Origin of the sequence: Mesorhizobium sp. M0621 (assembly GCF_040320745.1) — a bacterium.
Lineage (GTDB): Bacteria > Pseudomonadota > Alphaproteobacteria > Rhizobiales > Rhizobiaceae > Mesorhizobium.
This window is the reverse complement of the sequence record NZ_JAMYQF010000034.1, coordinates 1-24622: the sequence shown is the minus strand read 5'-3', so window position 1 is coordinate 24622 and position 24622 is coordinate 1. Positions and strand designations below refer to the sequence as shown.

At 61.1% G+C, this 24622-nt stretch carries 26 protein-coding genes; 17 read left to right on the top strand and 9 right to left on the bottom strand.

Annotated features, from left to right (window positions below):
- The first annotated feature begins 33 nt into the window (after positions 1–33).
- From prfB to NKI38_RS21610, 7 genes are all read left to right on the top strand, one after another.
- A protein-coding gene (gene prfB / locus NKI38_RS21640; protein WP_352660418.1) for a peptide chain release factor 2 occupies positions 34–1165 on the top strand; the annotation gives its coding sequence in 2 pieces (ribosomal slippage) (positions 34–99 and positions 101–1165; 1131 coding nt in all).
- 162 nt (positions 1166–1327) lie between these two features.
- Positions 1328–1741 carry a GFA family protein gene (locus NKI38_RS21635; protein ID WP_352660415.1) on the top strand — a complete coding sequence of 138 codons (414 nt, stop codon included), beginning with the start codon at positions 1328–1330 and terminating at the stop codon, positions 1739–1741.
- A 288-nt stretch (positions 1742–2029) separates the two neighbouring features.
- Positions 2030–2407, top strand: a complete 378-nt coding sequence (locus tag NKI38_RS21630) for a hypothetical protein (protein WP_352633475.1) — start codon at positions 2030–2032, stop codon at positions 2405–2407.
- A gap of 121 nt (positions 2408–2528) precedes the next feature.
- Entirely contained in the window at positions 2529–2897 is a 369-nt protein-coding gene (locus NKI38_RS21625; RefSeq protein WP_352633473.1) for a GFA family protein, read from the top strand.
- 174 nt (positions 2898–3071) lie between these two features.
- Positions 3072–3722, top strand: coding sequence for a YiaD family glycine zipper/OmpA-like lipoprotein (locus tag NKI38_RS21620; RefSeq protein ID WP_352633471.1), 651 nt, complete (start codon positions 3072–3074; stop codon positions 3720–3722).
- 246 nt (positions 3723–3968) lie between these two features.
- Positions 3969–4574, top strand: coding sequence for a hypothetical protein (locus NKI38_RS21615; RefSeq protein ID WP_352633469.1), 606 nt, complete (start codon positions 3969–3971; stop codon positions 4572–4574).
- Positions 4575–4760: 186 nt separating this feature from the next.
- Positions 4761–5666, top strand: coding sequence for an ankyrin repeat domain-containing protein (locus NKI38_RS21610; RefSeq protein WP_352660412.1), 906 nt, complete (start codon positions 4761–4763; stop codon positions 5664–5666).
- Positions 5667–5771: 105 nt separating this feature from the next.
- On the opposite strand, the gene NKI38_RS21605 is transcribed toward NKI38_RS21610, so the two are convergent.
- Both NKI38_RS21605 and NKI38_RS21600 read right to left on the bottom strand, forming a co-directional pair.
- Positions 5772–6038 carry a DUF2798 domain-containing protein gene (locus tag NKI38_RS21605; RefSeq protein WP_352660409.1) on the bottom strand — a complete coding sequence of 89 codons (267 nt, stop codon included), beginning with the start codon at positions 6036–6038 and terminating at the stop codon, positions 5772–5774.
- 48 nt (positions 6039–6086) lie between these two features.
- Positions 6087–6971 (bottom strand): NmrA/HSCARG family protein, encoded by an 885-nt coding sequence (locus NKI38_RS21600; RefSeq protein WP_352660406.1) that lies wholly within the window; start codon positions 6969–6971, stop codon positions 6087–6089.
- Between the two features lie 118 nt (positions 6972–7089).
- Between NKI38_RS21600 and NKI38_RS21595 the strand changes: the two genes are divergently transcribed.
- On the top strand, positions 7090–7983 hold the full coding sequence (locus NKI38_RS21595; protein ID WP_352660403.1) for a LysR family transcriptional regulator: 894 nt from the start codon (positions 7090–7092) through the stop codon (positions 7981–7983).
- A 71-nt stretch (positions 7984–8054) separates the two neighbouring features.
- Here the strand turns inward: NKI38_RS21595 and NKI38_RS21590 are convergent, their stop codons facing one another.
- Together NKI38_RS21590 and NKI38_RS21585 are read right to left on the bottom strand one after the other, a co-directional pair.
- Positions 8055–9653: a DEAD/DEAH box helicase gene (locus NKI38_RS21590; RefSeq protein WP_352660400.1), complete on the bottom strand. Its 1599-nt coding sequence runs from the start codon at positions 9651–9653 to the stop codon at positions 8055–8057.
- Between the two features lie 202 nt (positions 9654–9855).
- A complete protein-coding gene (locus NKI38_RS21585) occupies positions 9856–10629 on the bottom strand; it encodes an NAD kinase (RefSeq protein ID WP_352660397.1) in 774 nt (257 codons plus the stop codon).
- A 790-nt stretch (positions 10630–11419) separates the two neighbouring features.
- Between NKI38_RS21585 and NKI38_RS21580 the strand changes: the two genes are divergently transcribed.
- The 6 genes from NKI38_RS21580 (at position 11420) to NKI38_RS21555 (ending at position 17649) form a co-directional block, all read left to right on the top strand.
- The gene (locus NKI38_RS21580; RefSeq protein ID WP_352660528.1) at positions 11420–12502 is read left to right on the top strand and encodes an ABC transporter ATP-binding protein; all 1083 of its coding nucleotides are present in this window, start codon (positions 11420–11422) and stop codon (positions 12500–12502) included.
- A 4-nt stretch (positions 12503–12506) separates the two neighbouring features.
- Positions 12507–13427 (top strand): ABC transporter permease, encoded by a 921-nt coding sequence (locus NKI38_RS21575; RefSeq protein WP_352660394.1) that lies wholly within the window; start codon positions 12507–12509, stop codon positions 13425–13427.
- Positions 13420–14220, top strand: a complete 801-nt coding sequence (locus NKI38_RS21570) for an ABC transporter permease (RefSeq protein WP_352660391.1) — start codon at positions 13420–13422, stop codon at positions 14218–14220. Before NKI38_RS21575 ends, NKI38_RS21570 begins: the two co-directional genes overlap by 8 nt.
- A 40-nt stretch (positions 14221–14260) precedes the next feature.
- The gene (locus NKI38_RS21565) at positions 14261–15295 is read left to right on the top strand and encodes an extracellular solute-binding protein (protein WP_352633451.1); all 1035 of its coding nucleotides are present in this window, start codon (positions 14261–14263) and stop codon (positions 15293–15295) included.
- Positions 15296–15379: 84 nt separating this feature from the next.
- A complete protein-coding gene (locus NKI38_RS21560) occupies positions 15380–16807 on the top strand; it encodes an amidase (protein ID WP_352660388.1) in 1428 nt (475 codons plus the stop codon).
- A gap of 137 nt (positions 16808–16944) precedes the next feature.
- Positions 16945–17649 (top strand): TetR/AcrR family transcriptional regulator, encoded by a 705-nt coding sequence (locus NKI38_RS21555; RefSeq protein ID WP_352660385.1) that lies wholly within the window; start codon positions 16945–16947, stop codon positions 17647–17649.
- Here the strand turns inward: NKI38_RS21555 and NKI38_RS21550 are convergent.
- From NKI38_RS21550 to NKI38_RS21530, 5 genes are read right to left on the bottom strand one after another with little or no spacing between them, the layout of a single operon-like run.
- A complete protein-coding gene (locus tag NKI38_RS21550) occupies positions 17646–18416 on the bottom strand; it encodes an MBL fold metallo-hydrolase (protein ID WP_352660382.1) in 771 nt (256 codons plus the stop codon). The two genes, NKI38_RS21555 and NKI38_RS21550, sit on opposite strands and share 4 nt — an antisense overlap.
- A gap of 2 nt (positions 18417–18418) precedes the next feature.
- Positions 18419–19483, bottom strand: coding sequence for an ABC transporter ATP-binding protein (locus NKI38_RS21545; RefSeq protein ID WP_352660379.1), 1065 nt, complete (start codon positions 19481–19483; stop codon positions 18419–18421).
- Positions 19480–20262: an ABC transporter permease gene (locus tag NKI38_RS21540; protein ID WP_352660376.1), complete on the bottom strand. Its 783-nt coding sequence runs from the start codon at positions 20260–20262 to the stop codon at positions 19480–19482. The genes NKI38_RS21545 and NKI38_RS21540 overlap by 4 nt, the downstream gene beginning before the upstream one ends.
- A gap of 1 nt (position 20263) precedes the next feature.
- Positions 20264–21145 carry an ABC transporter permease gene (locus NKI38_RS21535; RefSeq protein ID WP_352660373.1) on the bottom strand — a complete coding sequence of 294 codons (882 nt, stop codon included), beginning with the start codon at positions 21143–21145 and terminating at the stop codon, positions 20264–20266.
- 13 nt (positions 21146–21158) lie between these two features.
- A complete protein-coding gene (locus NKI38_RS21530; protein ID WP_352660370.1) occupies positions 21159–22250 on the bottom strand; it encodes a polyamine ABC transporter substrate-binding protein in 1092 nt (363 codons plus the stop codon).
- 91 nt (positions 22251–22341) lie between these two features.
- On the opposite strand from NKI38_RS21530, the gene NKI38_RS21525 reads away from it, so the two are divergent.
- The 3 genes from NKI38_RS21525 to NKI38_RS21515 all read left to right on the top strand — a co-directional run.
- Complete coding sequence (locus NKI38_RS21525) at positions 22342–22956, top strand: TetR/AcrR family transcriptional regulator (RefSeq protein ID WP_352660367.1); 615 nt, start codon at positions 22342–22344, stop codon at positions 22954–22956.
- Between the two features lie 126 nt (positions 22957–23082).
- Positions 23083–23652 (top strand): DUF2569 family protein, encoded by a 570-nt coding sequence (locus NKI38_RS21520; protein ID WP_352660364.1) that lies wholly within the window; start codon positions 23083–23085, stop codon positions 23650–23652.
- A 722-nt stretch (positions 23653–24374) separates the two neighbouring features.
- A partial coding sequence (locus NKI38_RS21515) for a helix-turn-helix domain-containing protein (protein ID WP_352660361.1) occupies positions 24375–24622 on the top strand: 248 nt, incomplete at its 3' end.

The following is a 24622-nucleotide window of genomic DNA, read 5'->3' as shown; positions in this document are numbered from 1 at the left end:
ACCAATTCAGCAAACAGGACAGAACAGCCAGCCATGCGCGCGGAAACGCAGAATATTGTCGACGAGATCAGGCAGGCGATCACCCTGCTGAGGAGGCATCTTTGACTGGGATCAGGCCATAAAGCGGCTTGAATACCTCAATGTGCGCGCCGAGGACGCCAGCCTCTGGAACGAGCCGCTGGAAGCGCAGAAGCTGATGCGCGAACGCCAGGGCCTCGAAGAAGGCATCGCCTCGGTGAAAGGCCTGACACAGGCGCTGGAAGACAATATCGGCCTGATCGAACTCGGCGAGGAAGAACGCGACGAGGGCGTCATTGCCGAAGCCGAAGCCGCGATCCGCTCGATGCAGGGCGAAGCGAAGGCCCGTCAGGTCGAGACGCTGCTGTCGGGCGAAGCCGACGCTAACGACACCTATCTCGAAATCCATGCCGGCGCCGGCGGCACCGAAAGCCAGGATTGGGCCTCGATGCTGCTGCGCATGTACACGCGCTGGGCCGAGCGGCGCCGCTTCAAGGTCGAGATCCTGGAAGTGCATGATGGCGAGGAGGCCGGCATCAAGTCCGCCACCTTGATGATCAAGGGCCATAATGCCTATGGCTGGATGAAGACGGAATCCGGCGTTCATCGCCTAGTGCGTATTTCGCCCTATGACAGCAATGCGCGCCGCCATACGTCCTTCGCCAGCGTCTGGGTCTATCCGGTCATCGACGACACGATCGAGATCGACGTTTCCGAATCCGATGTCCGCATCGACACCTATCGCTCGTCCGGCTCCGGCGGCCAGCACGTCAACACCACCGATTCGGCGGTGCGTATCACCCACCTTGCGACCGGCATCGCTGTCGCCTGCCAGGCCGAACGTTCACAGCACAAGAACAAGGCCAAGGCTTGGGAGATGCTGCGCTCGCGCCTCTACGAGGAAGAGCTGAAGAAGCGCGAGGCGGTTGCGAACGCCACCGAAGCGTCGAAGAGCGATATCGGCTGGGGTCACCAGATCCGCTCCTATGTGCTGCAGCCCTACCAGCTGGTGAAGGATCTTCGCACCGGCGTCGAGAGCACCAGCCCGTCGAGCGTACTCGATGGCGACCTCGACGATTTCATGGAAGCCTCGTTGTCGCAGCGCATCGAAGGTGGTGCGGGTGAAGCCGTGGCGGACCTGGACTAGGATATGTCCATATTCAGGTGAGGCCGGCCTGCAAATGGCTGATACCTGCGTTTCCGGTGCTCACGGACCCGAATGTCCGCTCCGGTTCTCGGAACCCACCATTTTCGACTCGGCCTGACCTGAATCTGAACATACCCTGCGCACCACACGACGGAGGAGAGAGTGACTAGCAGGCTCACCGGAAAGTGCTTTTGCGGCGCGGTTCACTACGAAGTCGCGGACGAATTCATCTATGCCGCGAATTGCCATTGCTCGAACTGCCGCCGCACCACCGGTTCGGCCTTCAAGCCTTTCGCCGGTATCGAGCGCGAGAAGTTTGCTCTCACCGCAGGGCATGACAAGCTCCTGATCTTCGGCGACGAAAGCGGCCATGACGCGCATTGCGGCCGGTGCGGCTCATTGCTCTATTCGCTCGTCCGCGAGGGCGCTTTCGTCCATGTCGCCATGGGAACACTTGTCGACGATCCGGCCATCCGCCCGACCGCGCACATCTTCGTCGGCTCGAAGGCCAGCTGGTTCAACATCGCCGACGGCCTGCCTCAATATCAAGAGCATGTGATCGCCAACCAGCCATAGGCTGGAACCACACCGCACCAATCCCGTTTATTCGACACCTGTTTGCCGGGAAGTTGATTTCAGCGGTCGGTAGCGGATGGTTGGTTGGCATGCGCCGCGGCACTCGTGAACGCAGCAATTTCTTGCGCCGACTCACATTTGCGCTCACCATCACGGCATCGAGGGGAGACAAAAAGCATTTATGGCCGGGCGCGGCATATCTGCAAGCTGACGATCTGGCCGCTGGGAAGACACGTTCCGGGAACGGGCAAGCAAAGTGCTTGATGCTCGTTTGAAAGGAACGCTTCCATGTCTGCTGCCACATCCAGATCGGCCCATGCCGCTGAACCGGTCGGCCGACTCTTGTTTTCCCTGTTCGCAATTGGCGCAATCGCAATGCTGACGGCACCTGCCTTTGCGCATGACGCCACACCGACAGCGGCAAAGCCACTAGGCTGGAGTTACCCATTCGCATGCTGCGCCAACTATGATTGTCGTACGGCTCATACCGGCGAAGTGTTGGAAAAACCCGAGGGCTATGTCATCGCCGGCACGGGTGAGGTTGTTCCCATGAGCGACAAGCGCGTCAAGGACAGCCCGGATGGTGAGTTCCACTGGTGCGCGCATCAGGCCGGTCTCGACGCCGGCAAGACAATCTGCCTGTTCGTGCCGCCGCGCTCTTACTGACGAGGGCGTCGGCGGTCGACACTTTTTCTCGGCGGGCAAGCCTGCTGACGGATGGTTGTCAGGAGCACTTCTTTATGTTGCCTTGCCTCACAGGCGACGGGCAATGGAGAGGAATTCGCTGATGACCATCAAGGCAAGCTGTCATTGCAAGGCGACGACGTTCGAGGTTTCGCAGGCACCGCAGACGGTGACGCAATGCACCTGTTCGTTCTGCTCGAAACGCGGCTCGCTCTGGGCCTACTACATTCCATCGCAATTCAAGCTCACCAGTCCGATAGAGAACGTTTCTTTCTACCAATGGGGATCGAAAACCGTAAAGCATGGGTTTTGCGCCACCTGCGGCTGCGGCACCTTCACGGAAACACCGGATTGGTCGACCGGCGAGCCGGATTTCGATAATCCCAAGATCAGCGTCAACTCGCGGCTGTTCGATGATTTCGATCTAGACAAGGTCGAAGTGGTGGTCATCGACGGCAAGAATCTCTGGTAGCCTGGTTCTGGTCATCCCAGCGCGGCGATGCGGCGCGTTCGCCGGGGCATGGTCCCCGGGAAAAGCCATGGGCGGTGCTTTTGCCGTTCCGCTTTTCGCCGCAATTCATGGTACAAGTCGCCGGAAGGGCTGATTTGGCGCCACCGCAAGGCGTGACTTGGAGAGGGACCATCTATGAAAAAGACTGTGCTCGTCGTCGTGGCGACGGCTGTGCTCGTGAGCGCCTGCACCACCACTGATCCGTATACAGGCGACCAGAAGATTTCCAATACGGCGGCCGGAGCAGGCCTCGGTGCTCTGGCAGGTGCCAGTCTTGGCCTGCTTGCCGGCGGCAATGACCGCCGCAACGCGCTGATTGGTGCCGGCATCGGCGCGCTCGCCGGTGGCGCCATCGGCGCCACAATGGACCAGAACGAGGCCGAACTGCGCCGACAGCTTGAGGGTACCGGTGTCAGCGTCACCCGCAGCGGTGACCAGATCATCCTCAACATGCCATCCGACATCACCTTCAACGTCGATCAGGACGCGGTGAAGCCTGGCTTCTACCAGGTGCTGAACTCGGTCGCGCTGGTGCTGAAGAAGTTCAAGCAGACCACGGTCGACGTTTTCGGTCATACCGATTCGACCGGCGGCGAGCAGCATAATTTCGATCTGTCGCAGCGCCGCGCTCTGGCGGTCGCCAACTATCTGTCCGGTCAGGGCGTCGATCAGCGCCGCTTCGCCGTCACCGGTTTCGGCAAGACGCGCCCGGTCGCATCCAACGCCACGGCCGAAGGCCGCGCTCAGAACCGCCGCGTCGAGATCCAGCTCTCGCCGCTCACCTGATCTGTTCGGCAAGCGAATGCGAAACGGCCCCACATGGGGCCGTTTTTGTTTGAACTGATGTCGATGCTCTTCAGATTGGCGCACCGTAGAATTAGCTATCGCTAAAATAATTGCTTTCCCGCAGCCATGGAAGGGAATAGCATCGTTGCTGTTCCGGAGGGGATGAGGCGGTACAACTGGCCGCGCAATCAGCATTTTTTCCGCCTCGGTCTTGCACGGCCAGATCAGAAAATCTGGGAGGAATGCATGCCAAGAACAGCCAGCCTCGGGCGCTGCGGCGTCCTCATTTTAACAGGTCTCGCAAGCGCATGGTTGGGCGTCGCTACGGCTCGGGCCGAGGACGCCAACAAGGCCGACATCGATGCCTTGAAAAAGTCACTCGCCAAATATGAGGACTACACCGCAGCCGTCCGCGACCTCTATCTGTCGACAGTCGGCTGCGTCTACTACAGTGGAGAAAAGATAGCGGGTGCGATGGATTACCCGAAGGGCGCCATGGGTATCCATTTCGTCAATGTCCCGAGTATCGGCCAAAAACTCGACCCGATGCACCCCAATGTCCTGATCTACGAACCGACCAAGAAGGGCTTGCGTCTGGTGGGCGTGGAATGGCTGATGCCTCTGACGCCAGACACCAAGGAACCCCCGAAGCTCTTTGGCCAAACATTCATGGGACCGATGGAGGGGCACTATCCGCTCATCCCGAGGGAGTTCGTGCACTACGACCTTCATGCCTGGCTCGGCGACAACCCGAACGGCATGTTCAGTCCGACGAACCCGAACGTGAAATGCAGCAAGGCCGAGTTTCCGATGCTGGAAAAGCCGACCAAGATGATGCCCGGGCCGATGTAACGGGCGAGCCAGGCTGGCGTGAACTCATAAATGGCGCTTCCAAGGCGAAAGCGCCCGTTTCGGCTCCTGTCGCCAGGCCCGAGCGGTCATTGACCAGGCATCTTAAAATCTCTTCCGCCGGCTCGGGCGTTGTCGCCAGCTTGTCTAGGACAAGCCCGTCATGGAACTCTCTTCAGGGAGGATACAATGATCAAACGAGGACGCATGTGGGTGACAATGGCTTCGTGCGTCCTTTGCCTTTTTACACTGCCCGCCCAGGCGAGCAGCTTAGGTGATCTTGTCAGGAATGGCGACGTCGCGGCAGTGGCTTTCGCCTTGGACAAAGGCGCCGCTGTTGACGAACTTGACGGCGTTACCGCGCTCTACATCGCCTGCGAAGGCGGAAATGTCGAGTTAGCCAAACTTCTGATCAATCGTGGCGCGGACGTCAAGCTGCCCGTCAGCTGGCAAAGAACGCCACTCTACGCCGCCAACAAGGCTGGGCACGCCGAGATCGTGAAGCTGTTGCTCGACAATGGGGCCGATCCAAATCAGGTGGCGAAAGCGCAGACGCCGCTGCACGTGGCTGCCGAAAATGGCTGCCTTCAGTGCGTCATTCATCTTGTGGACGCCGGGGCAGAAGTCAACGCACTGACATCGAATGGAAATCCGCCCATACATTTGGCCAAGCTCAGTGGTCACGAGGACGTCGTGGCCTACTTGCGCAGTCATGGCGCCGGACGACCGGCCCTTGCGCCGATTTCGGCACGACTTGCATCGGCAAACGCTGAATCGGGCAAAGAAATTTTCGGCAGAACGTGCGGGGTTTGTCATCTTGCAGCGCCGGGGGTCAAGATTTCCAAAAAGGCCAATCTGTGGGGCATCGTAGGGCGGCGTAAGGCTTCGCAAGGCGATGTCGAGTATTCGTCAAGTTTAAAGGACGCTGGTGGCGATTGGACCTTCGAGGAACTGAATTTTTTTATCTCAAACCCCGCACTCACTTTGCCTGGAACAGATATGATTTTCCCGGGCCTGCAGGACGAGAAGCAGCGAGCAGACGTCATCGCTTACCTGCGGACCTTGAGTGACACACCGCCGCCGCTTCCCGAATGATTGCTCCTGTCTGGTGGGTACCGTGATCCGCAAATTAACTTGCAGCGGTGCGAGCGGAATCGAGCCCACCCTGAGATTAAAAACACACGCGGATAGAACGTGGCCCTAGGACCGGGCTGGCTGATCGACGATCACTGCAACGATCCGCCGCACGATCGGAAGGACAATCAGCAGGCTCGGAAACGCGACAAGCCATGATGCTCCCCATGCATACGACCAGGTCGCCACGAAACCGCTCGCCCAGCCCGTGCCGATTGCCGTCGAAACCGCCGAGACAATGCAGGACATGAGGATCGAAAGAACGAACGGCATCACCACCGTGCTGTAGGAAGGCGGTAGTTTTCTCAATTTCAAAACCCTGTCGCGTGCCATGAAAATCTCCTGGTCTAGAAAATGTGAGTGGACCCGTTGTGAGTGCGATCAAGCGGCCTGTGCCGTTCGCATGGCCAGTTCGCGAATGAAGCTTTGTAAAGAGCGTGGCTCGCGCCCAAGGGCGGCACGCAACGTCAGGCTATTTCCGCCGACACCATATTGAGCGTAGTGGTCAAATACCTTGGCCAGCAATTGCATCTGGTGGTCGCTGTAGGGAAGACGGGCTTTTGCTGCCCATTCCGCAAATGTCGGCTCGCCAGCGGAGATCGGGCGGCCAAGTTCCTCACCCATCATTGAAACGATCTCGTCGCGGCTGTGCATGCCGGCGCAAAGTTCCAGCGTCGCATAGGACAGTCGCGTTTCTGTCAAGGCGATCGCAGCCACTTCGGCGACATCGCGGTAGTCGACACGCGCCACCTTTGCTGTCTTTGGAAACGGTTCCGAGAAGATGCCACGCTCGACAATGGACGGCCAAGCCGCTCCGATGTTCTGCATGAAATTGGCAGGGTGCAGAATGGTGTATTCCATATCAGTCGAATAGAGAGCAGCTTCGACCGGCACCTTGCTCGCGTGGTTTTCCAGCCTCGTATTGGTGGGCTGGATCACCGACGAGAAAACGAATTTTCGAACACCCGCCCGGCTCGCCGCTTCAACCATGGCAACACCCATCGCGGCTTCATCGGGGGCAAAAGCCGGCCCGATGTGAAAGACGCCGTCGACGCCTTCGACAGCGCTTTCCAGACTCCGATGGCTGCGCAAATCTCCAGTTACAACCTCGGATACTCCGAGCTTCCCGGCCTTTTCGATGTTCGCGGGATGGTCGCGAACAAGCGCTCGAACACTGACATTGCGGCGGACAAGCTCAGGCACGACAAGTCCGGCAAATCGGCCTGTGGCGCCAACAACCAGGACGGTTGGATTGGGTGCTCGCATGACATTTCCTTCCATCAAGCCGTCCTTTCGGGACTTTCTTGCAGGAAAATAAAATGTCGCGAACCGCGTTACAATTGTCCGGTATTGCGATAGTTTCTACCGATTTTCGGGAGAGTTCATGAGCCGGATAGATGATTTTGAAGCTTTCATCGCAGTCATCGAACTCGGAAGTCTGACGGCTGCCGCACGCCGACTGAACCGCTCACTGCAGTCAATCAGCCGGTCCTTGGCGACACTGGAAGACTCCGTCGGGGTCGAACTCGTCCACAGAACAACACGCCGCTCGACACCGAGCGAAGCCGGAGCGGCCCTTTTCCACCGCATCAAACCAGCCATCGAGGAAATAAATGAAGCCCGACTGCAAGCGGCCAACCAGCGATCGGAGCCGTCAGGCATCCTGCGTGTGGGCGCACCAGTTCTGTTCGGTCCGGATTTCCTCGTGCCTGTCATCGCCGATTACATGCGGACCTATCCTCGGGTCGAGGTTGACCTCCAGCTTTCCGATGGATTTGTCGATCTCGGTGCCGAGGGCCTCGATCTGGCGATACGAATCGGCAATCTGCCGGATTCCAGCTTGCAAGCGAAACGCCTGGGCGCATTGCGGCGCGTCGTATTCGGCGCACCTTCCTACTTTGCACACCGCGGCCGCCCGGCTCATCCCTTTGAACTGAATGCGCATAGCTGCATCGTTCGAACCGTTGACGAGCGTCCGGGTGAATGGATGTTTCAGATTGAAGGCAAGCCTCGAGCGGTCAAAGTCGCCGGCGCTTTTCGGTCCAATTTGATGACGCCCATCTATGCCGCCGCAATCCACGGATTGGGCCTGGGCTACTCACCCCTTTGGCAGATAAGGCATCTGGTGGATGAGGGTCGCCTCGAGTTGGTTTTAACGGAATTCGAGCCGGCGCCGGTGCCGATACACACCTTGTGGCCAGAAGGCAGATCGTCTTCCGCCAAGCTTCGCACGTTTCTGGATATGTTGGCGTCCCGCCTGCAACTCAAAAACCTTTAGCCAGCCGGCTGGTCGTTTTCGCAGGTGGCTGCGTGCTTTGCGCGTCCAAAAGGACGCGCAGCGCTGCCGTATCAGACCTTGGCGACGATCTTCATGAAGGCCGGCATGTCGTCGCCGAACCCGACGGTGGAGTCGTTGTCTTCCTGGTGGCGTTGGCGGGCAGGGCGGTTGCTGTCGCGCTGCGGCCTCGTGTCGCCGCGTTCCGGTGCGCGCGGTTCGTTGCGATCGGATGATTTGCGCTCGGTGTTTTCCGAGCGGATCGCTTCCTTGCGCGAGCGGCGTTCGTCGATGTCGGCGACTGCGGCCTCGGCCCCCGGCTGATCCTCGCGCACCGTTTCCGGTGCCGCTTCCTCGCCGTGCCTAGCGTGGCGTTCGCGTGGTTTGCGCTCGCCGCCCTTTTCCCTGCGATCATGGTCCTTGCGGTCGTCGTCCTTGCGGCCGGCACGGCGCGGCGCGCCCTTGCCGCGGCGCGGAGCATCGTCCTCGCCTTCGCTGGCGACCACTGTCGACAGGTCGCCGTCATGCCATTCGATCTTGTTGCCGATCAGCCGCTCGATGGCGTCGATGTACTTGGTGTCCGACTTGGTCGCGATGGTGAAGGATTTTCCAGAGCGCCCGGCGCGTCCGGTGCGGCCGATGCGGTGAACGTAGTCCTCGGCATGGATCGGCACGTCGTAATTGAAGACGTGGCTGACATCGGGGATGTCGAGACCGCGCGCGGCGACGTCGGAGGCAACCAGGTAGCGCAGCTTGCCGTCGCGGAAATTGGCCAGCATCTGCATGCGCGCGCGCTGGTCCATGTCGCCATGCAGCGCACCGGCGTCGAAATCATACTTCAGCAGCGAGCGGAACAGCTCCGACACCTCGACCTTGCGGTTGCAGAAGATGATGGCGTTCTTCAGTTCCGCATCCTCGGCCTTGATCAAATTGCGCAAGGTCTCGCGCTTGTCCCATGGCTTGGAGCCGGACTTGACCAAGCGCTGGATGATGTTGGTCGCGGCCGATGCGGCCTTCGAGACCTCGACGCGCACCGGCGCGTGCAGGAACTTTTCGGTGAGCTTGGTGATCTCCGGCGGCATCGTCGCCGAGAAGAACAGCGTCTGCCTGGTGAACGGGATCATCTCGCAGATGCGCTCGATGTCGGGGATGAACCCCATGTCGAGCATGCGGTCCGCTTCGTCGATGACGAGGATCTCGACGCCGTTGAGCAACAGCTTGCCGCGCTCGCGGTGATCGAGCAGGCGGCCGGGCGTCGCGATCAGCACGTCGGCGCCGCGTTCCAGCTTCTTGTCCTGTTCGTCGAACGACACGCCGCCGATCAACAGCGCGATGTTGAGCTTGTGGTTCTTGCCGTATTTGACGAAGTTTTCCTCGACCTGCGCGGCAAGCTCACGTGTCGGCTCTAGAATGAGCGTGCGCGGCATGCGGGCGCGGGCACGGCCCTTTTCCAGTCTTGTGAGCATCGGCAGCACGAAGGATGCCGTTTTGCCGGTGCCGGTCTGGGCAATGCCCAGCACGTCCTTGCCGAGAAGCGCGTGCGGAATGGCGCCGGCCTGGATCGGCGTCGGCTGCGTGTAGCCGGCATCGGTGACTGCGGAAAGAACCTTCGGCGACAGGCCGAGGTCTGAAAAGGTCAACGCTTCTGGAGCGGTCGTGGTGTCTGAGGACAATTGTTGTTGTCTTTGGCTGGTTCGGGGAAGCGCAACGGCGTCTAACGACATCTGTCGCGGCAAGCGCCACGCGCCTGCAAGATTGGTATTGCAATTAGGAGCAAGCCCTCGATTTGTCAACAGAAACGGCCGTGATTGGCGCGATTGTGAAGTTGTAACCTTAATCGGGATGCTTAATCGAGGTGCTGGTCGCGGCGCCGGCTCAATAGCGGAACTGTTCTGCGAGAATGCGTTCGTTCCAGGAATGGTTGGGATCGAACAGCAACGTCGCCGTCGCAGTGGGCGATTCCCTGACCGTGACCGAGGTCACCGCCTTGACTTCCGTGTGGTCGGCGGCGGCGTTCACCGGCCGCTTTTCCGGCTCGAGGATGTCGAAGCGCACGGTCGCCTTGTTGGAGAGCAGCGCGCCGCGCCAGCGGCGCGGGCGAAACGGGCTGACCGGGGTCAATGCCAGCAGTGGCGCGTCGAGCGGCAGGATCGGTCCATGCGCGGAAAGATTGTAGGCGGTGGAGCCGGCCGGCGTGGCGATCATGACGCCGTCGCAGCTCAGTTCCTCGAGCCGGACCTGATCGTCGACGGTGATCCGTATCTTGGCCGTCTGATAGGATTGCCGCCACAGCGCCACTTCGTTGATCGCCAGCGCCGAAATCGTTTCGCCTTCCGAGGTCACGGCCAGCATCTCCAGCGGGCGTATCGTTTCGGCAACGGCGGCCGCGAGACGCTCGGTAAGGCCACCGGAGCGGTACTCGTTCATCAGGAACCCGATGGTGCCACGGTTCATGCCGTAGACTTTCTTGCCGGTCCCCATCGTGTCGCGCAGGGTCTGCAGCAGAAAACCGTCACCGCCAAGGGCGACGACGGTTTCGGCTTCCTCGACGGAGGATTGTCCATAGCGCGCCGACAGGCTTTCCAGCGCCGTCTTGGCGTCAGCAGTGTCGGACGAGACGAAGGCGATGCGGCTGGCGGCTTTGCTCATGGCTCCCCAATGACGACCGGTTGGCAGCGGCTGGGCCGCGCCAGCGCCGGGGTAGCATGGGCAGGGCATGTCTGCAAAGAGAGCCATCTCGGATGGCGGCACCATCCCGAATGGTAGGGCCCATCCCGGGCTGCAAGGCGGCATAAAAAGGCGGGATGCGGCCCTGCCGTTCGCGCATCATGTCAAAGGCTACCCGAATGTGATGGTTAAGATCGGCTTTAAACTCTCGTAAAGCCGGACCGGTCATGTTAGCCGGCAGTGGATGGGTGGCGTGGGGGCTAGCCAGTCGAGGCCGACATATTGCCGGTAACACGCCTGATCATCGTCTTTCTGATGCTGGGAAGCTTCGCGCTTCTCTTTGCCCAACTGGTGCGCCAGTCCGAAGAGACGAGCTTCCGACCTCAGCCAACAGCGTCGCGCTGCGGTGATGCCGCCGGGGCCCCATGCCCACAAAGGGCGCTGTAGTCACGAAGGCATACGGATCGTCGGCCTGATGACCAGCGGCACGGGTTCTGCGCAGTCGAGGATCTGACGCGACGGACGCCTGTTCACTGCGCCACCATTTGCAGGTTCACGCCACAACTCGCCCCGATTCATCAACGGTCTCGCCGTGACCATATCACGATGGTTCACCGGCGCATCGGCCGCATCATCGCGGATCGATGCCACGACTGTGTCGGCAAAAAGATATTGACTGTATGTTTAGTCATAGTTATTCGTGGTGTCGAGGATGGCCAGCCGGCGTCAGCCGGTGAATGGCCACCAGGGAGAGGGGAATATCTTGACAGCCATGCGGCCCGCCGTTGAGGCGAAGGGCGTCACCAGGGTCTTCCGGGGAACCGGCCAGGATTCGGTCAGGGCGCTCGACAATGTCTCCGTCGCGATCCGCGAAAATGAATTCTTCACGCTGCTGGGGCCATCCGGCTGCGGAAAGACGACGCTGCTGCGGCTGATCGCCGGCTTCGACTTTCCGACCGACGGCGAGATCCTGCTCTATGGCCAGGACATCGCGCCGCTGCCGCCGTTCAAGCGGCCGGTCAACACCGTATTCCAGTCCTACGCGCTGTTTCCGCACATGACGGTTGCCGACAACATCGGCTTTGGCCTGAAGATGATGGGTAGGCCGAAGGCCGAAATCGCTGCGCGTGTCGACGCGATGCTGAAACTCGTCCACATGCAGGAATTGAAGAACCGGCGCACCAGCCAGATCTCCGGCGGCCAGCAGCAGCGCGTGGCGCTCGCCCGGGCGCTCGCACCGCAGCCGAAAGTGCTGCTGCTCGACGAGCCGCTGTCGGCGCTGGACTACAAGCTGCGCAAGGAAATGCAGATCGAGCTGAAGCGGCTGCAGCACGAAACCGGCATCACCTTCATCTTCGTCACCCACGATCAGGAAGAGGCGCTGACCATGTCGGACCGCATCGCCGTCATGTCGTCGGGCAATATCCTGCAGGTCGGTTCGCCCTGGGAAATTTATGACCATCCGGCGGAGCGGTTCGTCGCCGACTTCATTGGCGAGACGAACTTCCTGACCGGCACGGTCGAAAGTGCAGGCAATGGCCAGGCGCAAGTCGCCTTGCGCTCGGGGGCGAAGATCCGCGCGACCGCCGCCGTGGACTTCCGCGCCGGCGGCAATGCAACGCTGATGGTCCGACCAGAGCATGCGAAGCTCGTCAAAGGCCGTGGCGATCTCGGCGGCACGATCGAGAACATCGTCTATTTCGGCACCGACACGCATATCCATGTCCGGCTGGACGAAGGCGATGTCTTCATGGTGCGCCAGCAGAATTCGCGCAGCGCCGGCTGTGGTTTCGAAAACGGCACCAGGGTCGGTATTTCCATCGGCAATGACGCCGCCCAGTTGCTGAAGGACTAGGGCGATGGGAAGCGCGAGAGAGGTCGCCGAAAAGGCCGAACGTGACGATATCAGGTCGCGCTGGCTGCTTTCCGCCCCGGCGCTGCTTATCGTCTTCCTCGCGGCCCTTGGGCCGCTGCTGATCGTGGTTGTCTATTCCTTCCTGACGCCGGGCAATTACGGCGATGTGAAGTGGCGGTTTTCGACCGACGCCTGGGTGAGCGTGCTGTTCGAGCGCGATGTCTTCGACGACACGCTGTCCTTCGCCACCGCCTATCTGTCGATCTTCTGGCGCTCGGTGTCGCTGTCGCTGGCAACCACCGTGCTGACGCTGATCCTCGGTTTTCCCACCGCCTATTTCATCGCCACGCGGCCGGATCACCGGCGCGACATCTGGCTGTTCCTGATCACCATACCGTTCTGGACGAACCTGCTGATCCGCACCTTCGCCATGCAGGAGGTGCTGCGCAATGACGGCATCATCAATTTGGCGCTGCAAGCGCTTGGCATCACCGACCATCCGATCCAGCTCATGTACACCAATTTCGCCGTGCTGGCCGGCATGGTCTACGTCTTCCTGCCGCTGATGGTGCTGCCGCTCTACGCCAGCATGGAGAAGATCGATTTCCGCCTTGTCGAGGCCGGCTATGATCTCTACGCGACGCGGCTCGAGGTGTTGAGGCGCATCATCGTCCCGCTGGTCACGCCGGGCATCGTCGCCGGCTCGATCCTGGTCTTCATTCCCTCGCTTGGCGCCTATGTGACGCCGCGCGTGCTGGGCGGCGGCACCAATCTGATGATCGGCAATCTGATCGAGCTGCAATTCGGCCAGGGCCGAAACTGGCCGCTTGGCGCGGCGCTGTCGATCACCTTGATGGCGATCGTCATGGTGGCGCTGCTGTTTTATGTCAGCAACACGACAAGGTCGGATGGCGCCCATGCCTAAGCGCTTCGACGTCCGACGGCAGAACGGCTTCGTCAGCCTGGCGATACTGTGTTTCTTCCTGCTCTATCTGCCGATCGCCACGCTGGTCGTCTACGCCTTCAACGACAACGATTCCCTGGCGATCTGGAAGGGCTTCTCGCTGCGCTGGTTCCATGTGGCCTGGAACAACGGGCTGGTGATCGAATCGTCGGTCCGCTCGTTCCAGATCGCGGCCGTCGCTGCGTTGCTGGCGACGGTCTCGGCGACCATGGCGGCGCTGGCGACGACCCGGACCAAACCCTATCGCGGATTGACCTTCAAATACGCCTTCATCAACCAGCCGCTGATGGTGCCGGAGATCGTCACCGCGGTGGCGTTGCTGATCGTGTTCTCGCGCATCAAGATCTGGACCGGCTATTCCGGCCTCGGCTACCTCATCGCCGCGCATACCGCTTTCTGCATTCCGTTCGCCTACCTGCCGATCCGGGCGCGGCTCGAAAGCATGGACCTGTCGCTCGAGACCGCGGCGGCCGACCTCTACGCGACGAAATGGAAGACTTTTCTGCACGTGACCTTGCCGCTGCTTTGGCCGGGCATTCTGGCCGGGCTGATGCTCGCCTTTGTCGTCTCGCTGGATGACGTCGTCATCACCGAATTCGTCAAGTCCGGCGGCCAGGACACACTGCCCACCTACATGCTCGGCCAGATCCGCCGCGGCGTTACCCCCGAGATCAACGCAATTTCGACGGCGTTCCTGGTGCTGTCGATCGGCATCGTCACCGCCTTCTTTTTCGTCAGCAGGAAACGGACCTGAGGCAGCTTTGCCGCCGGTCCCAACAATGGGAGAAAGCAGCATGAACTGGAAACTGACCGCGACGGCCATCGGGCTGTCGATGCTGGCCGCTACGGGCGTGGCCCGCGCCGACGGCGAACTCAACATCTACAATTGGGGCAACTACACCAGCCCCGATCTGATCAAGAAATTCGAGGAGACCTACAAGGTCAAGGTCACCGTCACCGATTTCGATTCCAACGACACCGCACTTGCCAAGATCCGCCAGGGCGGCGCCGGTTTCGACATCGTCGTGCCTTCGGCCAGCGTCGTTCCGATCTGGATCAGCGAAGACCTGCTGCTGGAGACCGATCCCAACAAGATGGAGAATTTCAAGAATATGGACCCGAAATGGGTCGACGTGCCATTCGACCCGGGCCGCAAGTACACCGTTCCGTGGCAGTGGGGCACGACAGGCGTGTCGGTCAACAAGTCGGTCTACTCCGGCGACATCAACACGTCCGCGATCTTCCTCGACCCGCCGCCCGAACTCGTCGGCAAGATCAATGTCGTCCCCGAAATGGGTGACATCATGTTCCTCGCCATCGCCTATGAAGGCGGCCAGTACTGCACAGACGACAAGGTGCTGCTGAAGAAGGTGCGCGACAAGCTGGTCGAGGCCAAGGCGAAATGGCTGTCCTTCGACTATGGCGCCGTCGACGGCCTGGGCAAGGGCGACATCGCGGCCGGCGTCAACTGGAACGGCATTTCGCTGCGCCAGCGGATGCAGAACGACAAGATCGTCTACGGCTATCCCAAAGAAGGCTACCCGATCTGGATGGACAATGTCGCGGTGCTGAAGGACGCCAAAAACGTCGAAAATGCCAAGCTCTTCCAGAACTTCGTCATGGATCCGCAAAATGCCGCGATGATCTCGGCTTTTGCCCGCTATGCCAACGGCATCAAGGGCTCGGAAGCCTTCATGCCCGCGGACATGAAAGGTGCGCCGGAAGTCGATGTTCCCGCGCAATTCGCCGCCAAGGGCCAGTTCATGCAGGCCTGCCCGCCGGACGTCCAGGCGCTCTACACGAAAATCTGGACCGACCTCCAGAAATAACCTGACCCGGTTCTCCGCGCCGCGCCACGCGGCGCGGCCACCTCCCGTTGCCAAACGCGATCCGGCGATCGCAGGAGACTTCCCATGACCGATCTCGACCTTTGCTACATGCCGGCCAGCGAGGCGCTGCGGCTGTTCAAGGCCAAGAAACTTTCGCCTGTCGACCTGATGCAGGCCACCATCCGACGCGCCGAAGCCACCAGGCCGACGATCAACTGCTTCACCTTCACGCATTTCGACGAGGCGATGGATCTGGCTGGGAAGGCCGAGGCCAAATACGCCAAGGGCGCCCGCACCGGGGCGCTCGAGGGGCTGCCCATCGGCATCAAGGATGAGAGCTATATCAAGGGCAAGCCGACATCGCATGGCTCGCTGCTGTCCAAGGATGCCATCGGCGGTCATACCTCGACGATGAACGAACGCATCATCAAGGCCGGCGGCATCGTGCATGCCCGCACGGCGACTCCTGAATTCAGCTGCGCCGGCTATACCTGGTCGAGGCGCTGGGGTGTGACGCGCAATCCGTGGAATCCGGATTTTACGCCGGGCGGTTCGTCCGGCGGTGCGGCGGCGACGCTGGCTTCCGGCACATCGTCGATCGCCACCGGTTCGGACATTGCCGGATCGATCCGCATTCCCGCATCGGCCTGCGGTCTCGTCGGCTTCAAGCCGCCTTACGGCCGCAATCCGGACGAGCCGCCATTCAACCTCGACTTCTACTGCCACACCGGACCGCTGGCGCGAAACGTCAGGGATGCGATCGTGCTGCAGAATGTCATGGCTGGACCGAGCCCGCTCGACATCGCCACGCTGCGCCCAAAACTGCGCCTGCCGCTCGACTACAAGCCGATCAAGGGCTGGAAAATCGCATTCTCGATGGACCTTGGCTCCTTTGAGATCGACCCGGACGTGCGCAAGAACACGCTTGCCGCCTGCGAGGTGTTCCGCTCGCTTGGCGCTACGGTCGAGGAGGTCGACCTTGGCTGGGGCGACGACGTGCTCAAGGCCGGCATGGCCTATCTGGAGCATCTCTTCGGTGCCTCGCTTGCGCAACTGCTCAAGGAGCACGGCAAGGACATGACGACCTATGCACGGCAGTTCGCCGAGGACGGGCAAAAGTCCAAGGCCACGGACTTTGTCGCGACCCTCGACGTGGCGGCCAGGATGTACCAGACGCTGGGCCCGCTGCTCGAAAAGTACGATGTGCTGATCTGCCCGACCAACGCGCTTCCCTCTGTGCCGGCGGAGTTCGATCAGACCAACGGTACGGTCGAGATCAACGGCAGAGAGGTGAACCCGTCGCTTGGCTGGGTGATGACGACGCCGTTCAATATGATGAGCCGCTGTCCGGTTCTGTCGATCCCTTCGGGCCGGGCGGCAAGCGGCGTGCCGACAGGCATCCAGATTGTTGGCCGCAGCTATTGCGACGCCGATGTCTTCCGGGCCGCACTGGCCTATGAAACGGCGCAGGGCCAATGGTACACGAACACCGAAACACGCCCGTCGCTCTGACCGGGCGATGCGGCCCTTGCCGCGATGGTGCTTGATCTCCGGCTTCGGTTATGGTGAGCCGACGCTGGACACTTGAATGCCCGAACCTCAGGTGGGCTGGCGATCGCCGCCGCATGGTTCGAAAGGAACTGACGAAGATGGCGCAACGCAAGGCTATAGCGGCACCCGAGACAGGCAAGGTTGCCGTCGCTGCGGGTCGGGGCTCGAACATAGATACGGCTCCCAAGGACCGCCGCCGCGAGCGTGGCGAAGCGAGCGTGCAGCGCATCATCGACGCCACCATTGAGCTGATCGCCGAAGAGGGCTTGGGGAGCGTCACCATGCAGCGCATTGCCCAGCATGTCGGTTCCTCCAACGCGCTGGTTGTTTTCCATTTTGGCAGCAAGGAGAATTTGTTCCGGGCCGTCCTGCAGTATCTCAGCGATCAATACGATGAGCTGTGGGTGACTCTGGTGCGAGCGCCCGGCCTGTCGCCGGTTGAGCGCCTGCTCGGCGCGGTCAACTGCGCGCAAAACTTCGCCCGGCAGCATCCGAAATGGGTTTCGGTTTTTGTCGTGTTCTCCAGCGACCGCAAGAGCATGCAGATCTACAACGAGATCGGCCTGCCGAGCGACCTTGCCTACACCGCCGAGGCGCGCGAGCTGCTGATCGAGATTTCGCGCAGCGGCGGCTATACCGACGTCGACATAGACACACTGTCAGAGAGCTTGAATTATCTGGTTCATGGCGCCTGGTATTGGGATCACCTGAACCCTCGCAGCCGTGACACCAACGTGCTGCGCAAGACCATGCTGCTCCTGCTGCATCAGGCGTTTCCAAGGCATTTCGAACTGATGCGCTAGCCCGCGTTCCAGGGCTGCCGCAGATGGCAGCCGGCCTGCCGCTTCTGTTCGAGATACTCGTCGACAAGCTGGCGGTAACGCACCTTGCCGAAACTCGGGAAATGGCCGCCATGCACGACCGAGACATCGAGGTCGCGCAGGCGCATGAGTGTCGCCATGTAGTCTGATATGTCCGAGTGGTAGACATCGTCGATCAGCGGGCCGTCATAGATGATGTCGCCGGATAACAGGATGCCCGTCCTGTTTTCGTAGAGCGCGATGCCGCCGGGTGAATGGCCGGGCGTGTGGATCACCTCGAAGGCGCGGTCGCCGAGATCGACGACATCGCCATGCGCGAGCAGGCGGCCGGCGGGAGCGGGCAGAATGCCGTAGCGCGCCGTGTCCCACCCTTGCGGCATACCGTCGAACATCTCGTCCGTCGCATAGGTGCCGGCGGCCGTCCATTCGTTGCGCGGATCGGCGAGGATTTGAGCCTCGGCCGCGTGCACGCAGCGCTCGGGAAATTCATGGTGACAGCCGATATGGTCGAAATGCGTATGGCTGGCGACGCAGGTCAGCTTGCGCTCGCTCACCAGCGGCACGTGGCGCCGGAGGCTGAAATGACCAAGCCCGGTGTCGAACAGAAGATCACGGTCGCGGCCGCGCACATGCCACATGTTGCAGCGGAAGAACGGTTTTATCCATGGCTCGTGGATCAAGGTCACGCCATCGCTCATGCGAATGGTCTCGTACCAGTCTGGAGCGTCGATGACCGCAAGCGTGCCCATGCTCAGTCCGTCAGCAGGATGATCTGGTCGGTATCGCAGGAAATCGCAACCGTGTCGCCCGGCCTGACGGTGGCGGTCGCCGGCAGCCTGGCGATGAAGTGAAGCGAGGGATCTTGGGCGGAAACGGCGAGCACGCGCTTGAAGCTGCCCTGGAAGACGACGTCGCTGACCTCGGCCGTGCCGAGCTTTACACTGCCAGCGGCCAGGCCGAGGACAAGATGCTCCGGCCGTATGGCCAGCACAACGGCAGCGCCCACCGGCAGCGTGCCGGGCAGCGAAATCGGCCCGACCGGCGTCGCGACGATGCTTGTCCGGTCCCTGGCCTCCGTGATTGTGCCAGCAAGGATCGTGCTTTCGCCCATGAAGGTCGCGGAAAAGCGCGTCGCTGGCCGTGCATAGACACGCTCGGGCGGGCCTTCGTCCTCGATGCGCCCGTCATTCATCACCACGCAATGGTCGGCCAGCGCCATGGCCTCTTCCTGGTCGTGGGTGACATGGATGAAGGCGGTGCCGACGCGCTTCTGGATCGCCTTCAATTCGTCCTGCATCTGCCGGCGCAATTTGAGGTCGAGCGCGCCGAGCGGCTCGTCGAGCAGAAGCACCGCCGGCTCGATCACCAGCGCACGCGCCAGCGCCACACGCTGCCGCTGGCCGCCTGAGAGCTGGTGCGGCTTCTTGTCGAAGGCGGAGGCGAGGCCAACCAGCGCCAGCGCCTCGCGCGCCTTTGCCGCTCGGGTAGCACCGTCGACGCCCTGCATGCGCAGGCCGAAACCGACATTGCTGCCGACGCTCATATGCGGGAACAGCGCGTAGTCCTGAAACACCGTCGTCGTCGGGCGCTTGGCCGGCGGCACCGAGGTGCAGTCCTCGCCACGGATGAACACCTTGCCTTCGCTGGGCGTGACGAAGCCGCCCAGAATGGACAGCAGCGTCGTCTTGCCGGACCCAGAGGGGCCAAGCAGGATCGTGTAGCTGCCGGGCTCGATCTGCAGCGACACGTTCCTCAGCACCGTGTGCTGGCCGAAGCGGTGCGAGACGGAGCTGATATCGACCAGCGGTGCGGTCATGCTCTTCTCCTGCGCAGCAATGTCAGTTCGAACAGCACCACCAGCACGATGGAGACGGCGAAGACCAGCGAGCCGACGGCGTTGGTTTTTGGATTGAGGCCGGAACGCAAGAGGTTCCAGATTTCGACCGGCAGCGTGGTGTCGAAGCGCGTCAGCAGGAAGGAGATCACGAACTCGTCCCAGGAGAAGGTCATCGACAGGAAGAAGCCGGCGAAGATCGCAGGCGCCATGACCGGCACGGTGATCAGGAGCAGCACCTTCCACTCCGCCGCGCCGAGGTCGCGCGCGGCGCGCTCGATGTTGATCTGGTGGTCGCCCATCTGGCTGTAGATGATGGCAAAGCACAGCGGCAGGTTGATCACGACATGGCCGATCCCTGCCGCAAGCAGCGATTTCGGCACTCCCGCCCAGTTGAACAGCACCAGCAGCCCCATGCCGATGATGAGATAGCTGACCGTCAGCGGCAATGTGATCAGCCCGCGCAGCAGGCCGGAGCCGGGCAGGACGAAACGGGCAAAGCCCCAGGCCGAGAGGAAGCCGAGCGTGACGGCGGCGAGCGACGAGATGGAAGCGACCAGCAGCGAATTGGCCAGCGCCGAGGTCAGCCTGACGTCAGAGAGAACAGCTTCGTACCAACGCAGCGATGGGCCGGTGAAGGGCGGGATCGGAAACGACGTCGCCTGCAGCGAAAACAGCACCAGCACGACCACCGGCAGGAAGATGAAGCCGTAGATCAGGACGGCGTAAAGCCATGAGGCGATGCGGACAATCCTGCGCATCTCAGGCCCGCTCGATCTTCAGCCAGCGGGCGCAGGCGAAATAGGCAATGGTGACCACCGCCATCAGGATGATCGACAGCGCCGAGGCCAGCGGAAAGTCACCGCGCCGGCCGATCTGCATCATCACCAGCTGCGGCATCAGCAACTCGTTGTTGCCGCCCAGGATCTGCGGCGTGATGTAGTCGCCGATGCACAGCACGAAGGTGAGGAAGGCGCCGACCATGATGCCGGGCAACGTCAGCGGCAGCACGACATGCAGGAAGGTGCGCACCGGCCCGGCGCCGAGATCAGCGGCGGCCTTGCGGTAGCTTGGGCTGAGCTGCTTGAGGTTGGCGAAGATCGTCAGCGTCAAAAGCATGACGAAGAAGTGCACGAAACCGGTGACGGTGGCGAACCGTGTATTGGCGAGTTGCACCGGCTCGCTGAATAGGCCGGAGCCGGTCAGCGCCCGGTTGACCACGCCGTTCTGCGCCAGCACCAGAAGCCAGGAGTAAGAGCGCACGACATAGGAGGTCCAGAACGGCAGCACCGCCAGCATCAGCGCCAGCCGTTGCCAGCGCTCCGGCACCTGTTCGGCGAGGATCCAGGCAAAGGGATAGGCAAGCAGCACCGAGACGACGGTGACGATGGCGGTGACCTGCAGCGAGTTCACCATCGCCTGCCAGTAGGACGGGTTGGTGAAGAACTGGCTGTAGTTGGACAGCGTGAAACCGCCGCCCTCATGCGCCGTCAGGCTGGAAAACCCCATGGCGATGAAGGGCAGCACGAAGAACAGCAGCGTCCAGCCGAGCGCCGGCGTGACCAGTGCCCAGGGCAGGGCCGCCCGGGGTAGGGCACGGCCCGCCAGGGGCAAGGCATGGTCATTGTTTCCAGCTGAACTCATGAGCGATATCCGCTCATTTTGCCTGCAGCATTTCGGTCCACATGTCCTGCATCTTCTTGTCGAGATCGGCGTTGGGCGCCGGGTAGGCCTGGGCCCGCGCCAGGAAGCCCGGCTGCTCGTCGAAGCGCAGGACCTTCTTCTGGTCGTCGGTCAGCGCCGCCTTGGTGTTCGCCGGCATGCCCCAGTAGCAGGACGAGGTGGCAAGCCGCGCTTGGCCCTCCGGGCTCATGATGTACTGGATGAACTTCAGCGCCATGTCCTTGTTCTTGGAGTCCTTGAACATGGCCAACGACTGCGACCACAGAACCGCACCTTCCTTGGGAATGGAGAAGTCCAGCGCCGGGTTTTCCTTGGCCAGCCCCGCCGTCACCCATTCGCCGCCGCCGACCAGTATGTCGACCTCACCGGTCGCCAGCGCTGTCTGGCTAGCGGTCACTTCGCCGACCAGCTTGGCATTGGCCTTCATCTTGAGAAGCTCGTCCTTGAGGGCGGGCAGGTCGGCCTCGGTGAGGTCGGCCGTCTTCTTGCCGATGGCGAGTGCGGCCATGCCGATGACCGGCAGATAGTAGTCGTAGATGGCGACCTTGCCCTTGTACTTGTCGCCGATCAGCGCCGCCATCGACTGCATGTCGGCCGGATCGACCTTGGTCTTGTTGTAGCCGATCGTGTTGTAGCCGAACTTTTCGGTGATGCCGTAGCGCTTGCCGCCGACCACGGTGGAGCCGTCCATCTTCACCTGCGCAAACAGGTCGGCCAGCGGCAGTCTGTCTTCCGGCAGCGGCTCGAACAGGCCCTTTTCGACGCCGCGCGGCACGTCGATGCTATCGATCACCATCACGTCCCAGTCGCCCGGCTGCGATTGCTCGACGATGGCGAGACCCGCGCCGGTGCCCTCGAACTCCTTGACGTTGACCTTGACGTTGTTGGCCTCCTCGAAGGGTTGCAGCAGCGCCGGATCGGCATGATCGCACCAGATCAGCGCGTTGAGGTCGGCGGCCTGGGCGAGGCTGCCGGCTCCGAGCAGCAGTGCCGCGGCGGCGCACGCCGCATGCAGATGGCTCTTCAGAATGGAAAGCGGATTCCTGGATGCAGGTTTAGCGGTCATCGAGTGTTCTCCCTTGCCTTTGTGGCTTCTTGCAAAAAACTGAACCAATTCTAAAATTGAGTCAATTCTGTTTTTATGGCAAGAGGCTGGGATGAGCGGATTGCGGGCAAGGCAAAAGGCGGACCGGCACCGCCGCATCATCGAGGCGGCGGCGGAACTGTTTCGCGAGGCCGGCTATGAAGGCGCCAAGATCGAGGCGATCGCCGCGCAGGCCGAGGTCTCGGTCGGCACGATCTACAACTACTATCAAAATAAGGGCGACATCCTCGGCGCCATCGTCTCGCTGGAGGTCAACGAGGTGCTCAATGCCGGACAGGGCGTCGTCGCCAGGCCGCCGGCCAATGTCGGCGATGCGCTGGACACGCTGATCGGCATCTATATCGAGCACTCGCTGCACTATCTCAGCAAGGAGATGTGGCGGCAGGCAATGGCGATCTCGACGCAACTGCCCGACAGCCCATTCGGCCAGGCCTATACCGGGCTCGATCGCTCACTGACCGAACAGATCCGTGCGCTGATTGCCCGATTGCAGGCACTCGGCTTGGTGCGGCAGGACATCGATGGCGCAGCTCTCGGCGAACTGATCTTCAACAACATGAACATGATGTTCATCGAGTTCGTGAAGCGTGATGCGGCGAGGATCCCGGAGCTGCGCGCGGCGATACGAAGGCAGAACCGCATTCTGGTGGCGGCGATTGCGGTGTGAGGGAGTCAGGAGCAGACAGGAGAAATCGTCCGCTCGGCATATTGTCATTTCACATTAGGGCTCGCCTCTTGAGTTGAATTTGAAACCTGATACAACTTAGAGGGGCATTAAAAGGGGGAGGGGTAAATGGGGGCGTTTTCCATCTGGCATTGGGCGATCGTGCTGCTGTTGATCGGCGTGCCTGTTTTCTTTGCTGTTCGATCGGCCACGAAGCCGTCACAGAATCCTGCGGCTCTTGTAGGCATTGGCGGATGGTTGATGCTGCTGGCGATCGGCCAGGCATTGTCACCGCTGCGTACACTCGCCGACTTCGCCAATTCAGCCGACGGCTACCAGCAACTCATGACCCTCTCGAATGGGCCCCTGGCCGTGTATGGCGAGGTTGCTCTCAATCTGGCATTTCTGGCGCTTCAACTGGTCGTGCTCGTTTCGATGCTGCGGCGAAGCCACCGCTTTCCGCAACTGTTTCTGCTCCAGTGGCTGGCGATCCCTGTTGTTTTTGTGCTGGACACGATCTGGGTTGCGTCAGTTCTGGGCGTTCCGGTGAGCCAGGTGCTCGTAGGCAATGCGCTGGCGGCGCACATAGTCTCGTTTGTGCTGACAGGACTCTGGGTCGCCTACGTCTACAAGTCGGTCAGGGTGAGAAATACGTTCACCAGGGCGAACATATCTGCCCAAATCGCCAGCGCCTCATAGGGATATCGGGCGGACGGACACCAAGGTCGCGGTGATAGACGGGGGCACTCGGCGAACTGATCTTCAACAACATGAACGTGATGTTCATCGAGTTTGTGAAGCGCGATGAGGCGAGGATTGCCGAACTACGCGCGGCGATACGCCGGCAGAACCGGATATTGGTGGCGGCGATTGGGGGTGTGAGCGCTATAGCCTCTCAGAAGAAACCGAAAGCTCGGCCTTAACGATCTAAACCTATCGGCGTATGCAGGACCCAAGGTATATCTGGCGGTTGTTCTTTTCGTCTGACGTCAAGGCAAAAGATACCTTCGCTTGAGCATCCGACGGGTTGACCAGATTTATGGCCAAACTACCCCCGAAGCATCAGCAGGCTATATTACTCATTGTCCTCTCCGTTTGCCAAAGAAACTCATGAAGAGATTGCCGGATATCGAGGCTTTCAAAACGTGACGAAGCAAAAATACCGGCGTTACCCACGACGATAAGTGGTTAGAATTGGATTTCGGTGGCGGCGAGTGGCTTCAAGGCCTATCTGGCTGGAGGTTCTGACGTGGATCGATACCGCGCTTGAACTGCGAGCGCTGGGGAACGGCCGCGATCTCTTATCTTGCGCAGAGTGCGCCAGCAGGCTGGTATCAGGCTATCTGAGCGGCCCGAGACATAGGTGACGATTTGTACCGGACACATGGGTAACACTTTTGGCTTTTTGGCCGGAGGTGTTGATGCCGTGGAAAGAGTGTTCGGTGATGGAGGAACGTCTTCGTTTTGTGGCTCGTCTTCTCGACGGGGAAGGCATGAGCGATGTGTGCCGCGAGTTCGGCATCTCGCGCAAGACCGGCTACAAGATCTTCAACCGCTACAAGGAGGACGGGCTAGAGGCACTCACCGACCGCTCGCGGCGGCCGGTGCGCTACGCCAACCAGCTTCCCGACCAGATCGAGCGGCTGATCGTGGAGAGCAAGCGGGAGAA

Excerpts from the sequence above, each read along its gene's own strand:
- NKI38_RS21630 (WP_352633475.1), top strand. The coding sequence starts at position 2,030 with ATGTCTGCTGCCACATCCAGATCGGCCCATGCCGCTGAACCGGTCGGC.
- NKI38_RS21625 (WP_352633473.1), top strand. The coding sequence starts at position 2,529 with ATGACCATCAAGGCAAGCTGTCATTGCAAGGCGACGACGTTCGAGGTT.
- NKI38_RS21620 (WP_352633471.1), top strand. The coding sequence starts at position 3,072 with ATGAAAAAGACTGTGCTCGTCGTCGTGGCGACGGCTGTGCTCGTGAGC.
- NKI38_RS21615 (WP_352633469.1), top strand. The coding sequence starts at position 3,969 with ATGCCAAGAACAGCCAGCCTCGGGCGCTGCGGCGTCCTCATTTTAACA.
- NKI38_RS21610 (WP_352660412.1), top strand. The coding sequence starts at position 4,761 with ATGATCAAACGAGGACGCATGTGGGTGACAATGGCTTCGTGCGTCCTT.
- NKI38_RS21605 (WP_352660409.1), bottom strand. The coding sequence starts at position 6,038 with ATGGCACGCGACAGGGTTTTGAAATTGAGAAAACTACCGCCTTCCTAC.
- NKI38_RS21600 (WP_352660406.1), bottom strand. The coding sequence starts at position 6,971 with ATGCGAGCACCCAATCCAACCGTCCTGGTTGTTGGCGCCACAGGCCGA.
- NKI38_RS21595 (WP_352660403.1), top strand. The coding sequence starts at position 7,090 with ATGAGCCGGATAGATGATTTTGAAGCTTTCATCGCAGTCATCGAACTC.
- NKI38_RS21585 (WP_352660397.1), bottom strand. The coding sequence starts at position 10,629 with ATGAGCAAAGCCGCCAGCCGCATCGCCTTCGTCTCGTCCGACACTGCT.
- NKI38_RS21580 (WP_352660528.1), top strand. The coding sequence starts at position 11,420 with ATGCGGCCCGCCGTTGAGGCGAAGGGCGTCACCAGGGTCTTCCGGGGA.
- NKI38_RS21575 (WP_352660394.1), top strand. The coding sequence starts at position 12,507 with ATGGGAAGCGCGAGAGAGGTCGCCGAAAAGGCCGAACGTGACGATATC.
- NKI38_RS21570 (WP_352660391.1), top strand. The coding sequence starts at position 13,420 with ATGCCTAAGCGCTTCGACGTCCGACGGCAGAACGGCTTCGTCAGCCTG.
- NKI38_RS21565 (WP_352633451.1), top strand. The coding sequence starts at position 14,261 with ATGAACTGGAAACTGACCGCGACGGCCATCGGGCTGTCGATGCTGGCC.
- NKI38_RS21560 (WP_352660388.1), top strand. The coding sequence starts at position 15,380 with ATGACCGATCTCGACCTTTGCTACATGCCGGCCAGCGAGGCGCTGCGG.
- NKI38_RS21555 (WP_352660385.1), top strand. The coding sequence starts at position 16,945 with ATGGCGCAACGCAAGGCTATAGCGGCACCCGAGACAGGCAAGGTTGCC.
- NKI38_RS21550 (WP_352660382.1), bottom strand. The coding sequence starts at position 18,416 with ATGGGCACGCTTGCGGTCATCGACGCTCCAGACTGGTACGAGACCATT.
- NKI38_RS21545 (WP_352660379.1), bottom strand. The coding sequence starts at position 19,483 with ATGACCGCACCGCTGGTCGATATCAGCTCCGTCTCGCACCGCTTCGGC.
- NKI38_RS21540 (WP_352660376.1), bottom strand. The coding sequence starts at position 20,262 with ATGCGCAGGATTGTCCGCATCGCCTCATGGCTTTACGCCGTCCTGATC.
- NKI38_RS21535 (WP_352660373.1), bottom strand. The coding sequence starts at position 21,145 with ATGAGTTCAGCTGGAAACAATGACCATGCCTTGCCCCTGGCGGGCCGT.
- NKI38_RS21530 (WP_352660370.1), bottom strand. The coding sequence starts at position 22,250 with ATGACCGCTAAACCTGCATCCAGGAATCCGCTTTCCATTCTGAAGAGC.
- NKI38_RS21525 (WP_352660367.1), top strand. The coding sequence starts at position 22,342 with ATGAGCGGATTGCGGGCAAGGCAAAAGGCGGACCGGCACCGCCGCATC.
- NKI38_RS21520 (WP_352660364.1), top strand. The coding sequence starts at position 23,083 with ATGGGGGCGTTTTCCATCTGGCATTGGGCGATCGTGCTGCTGTTGATC.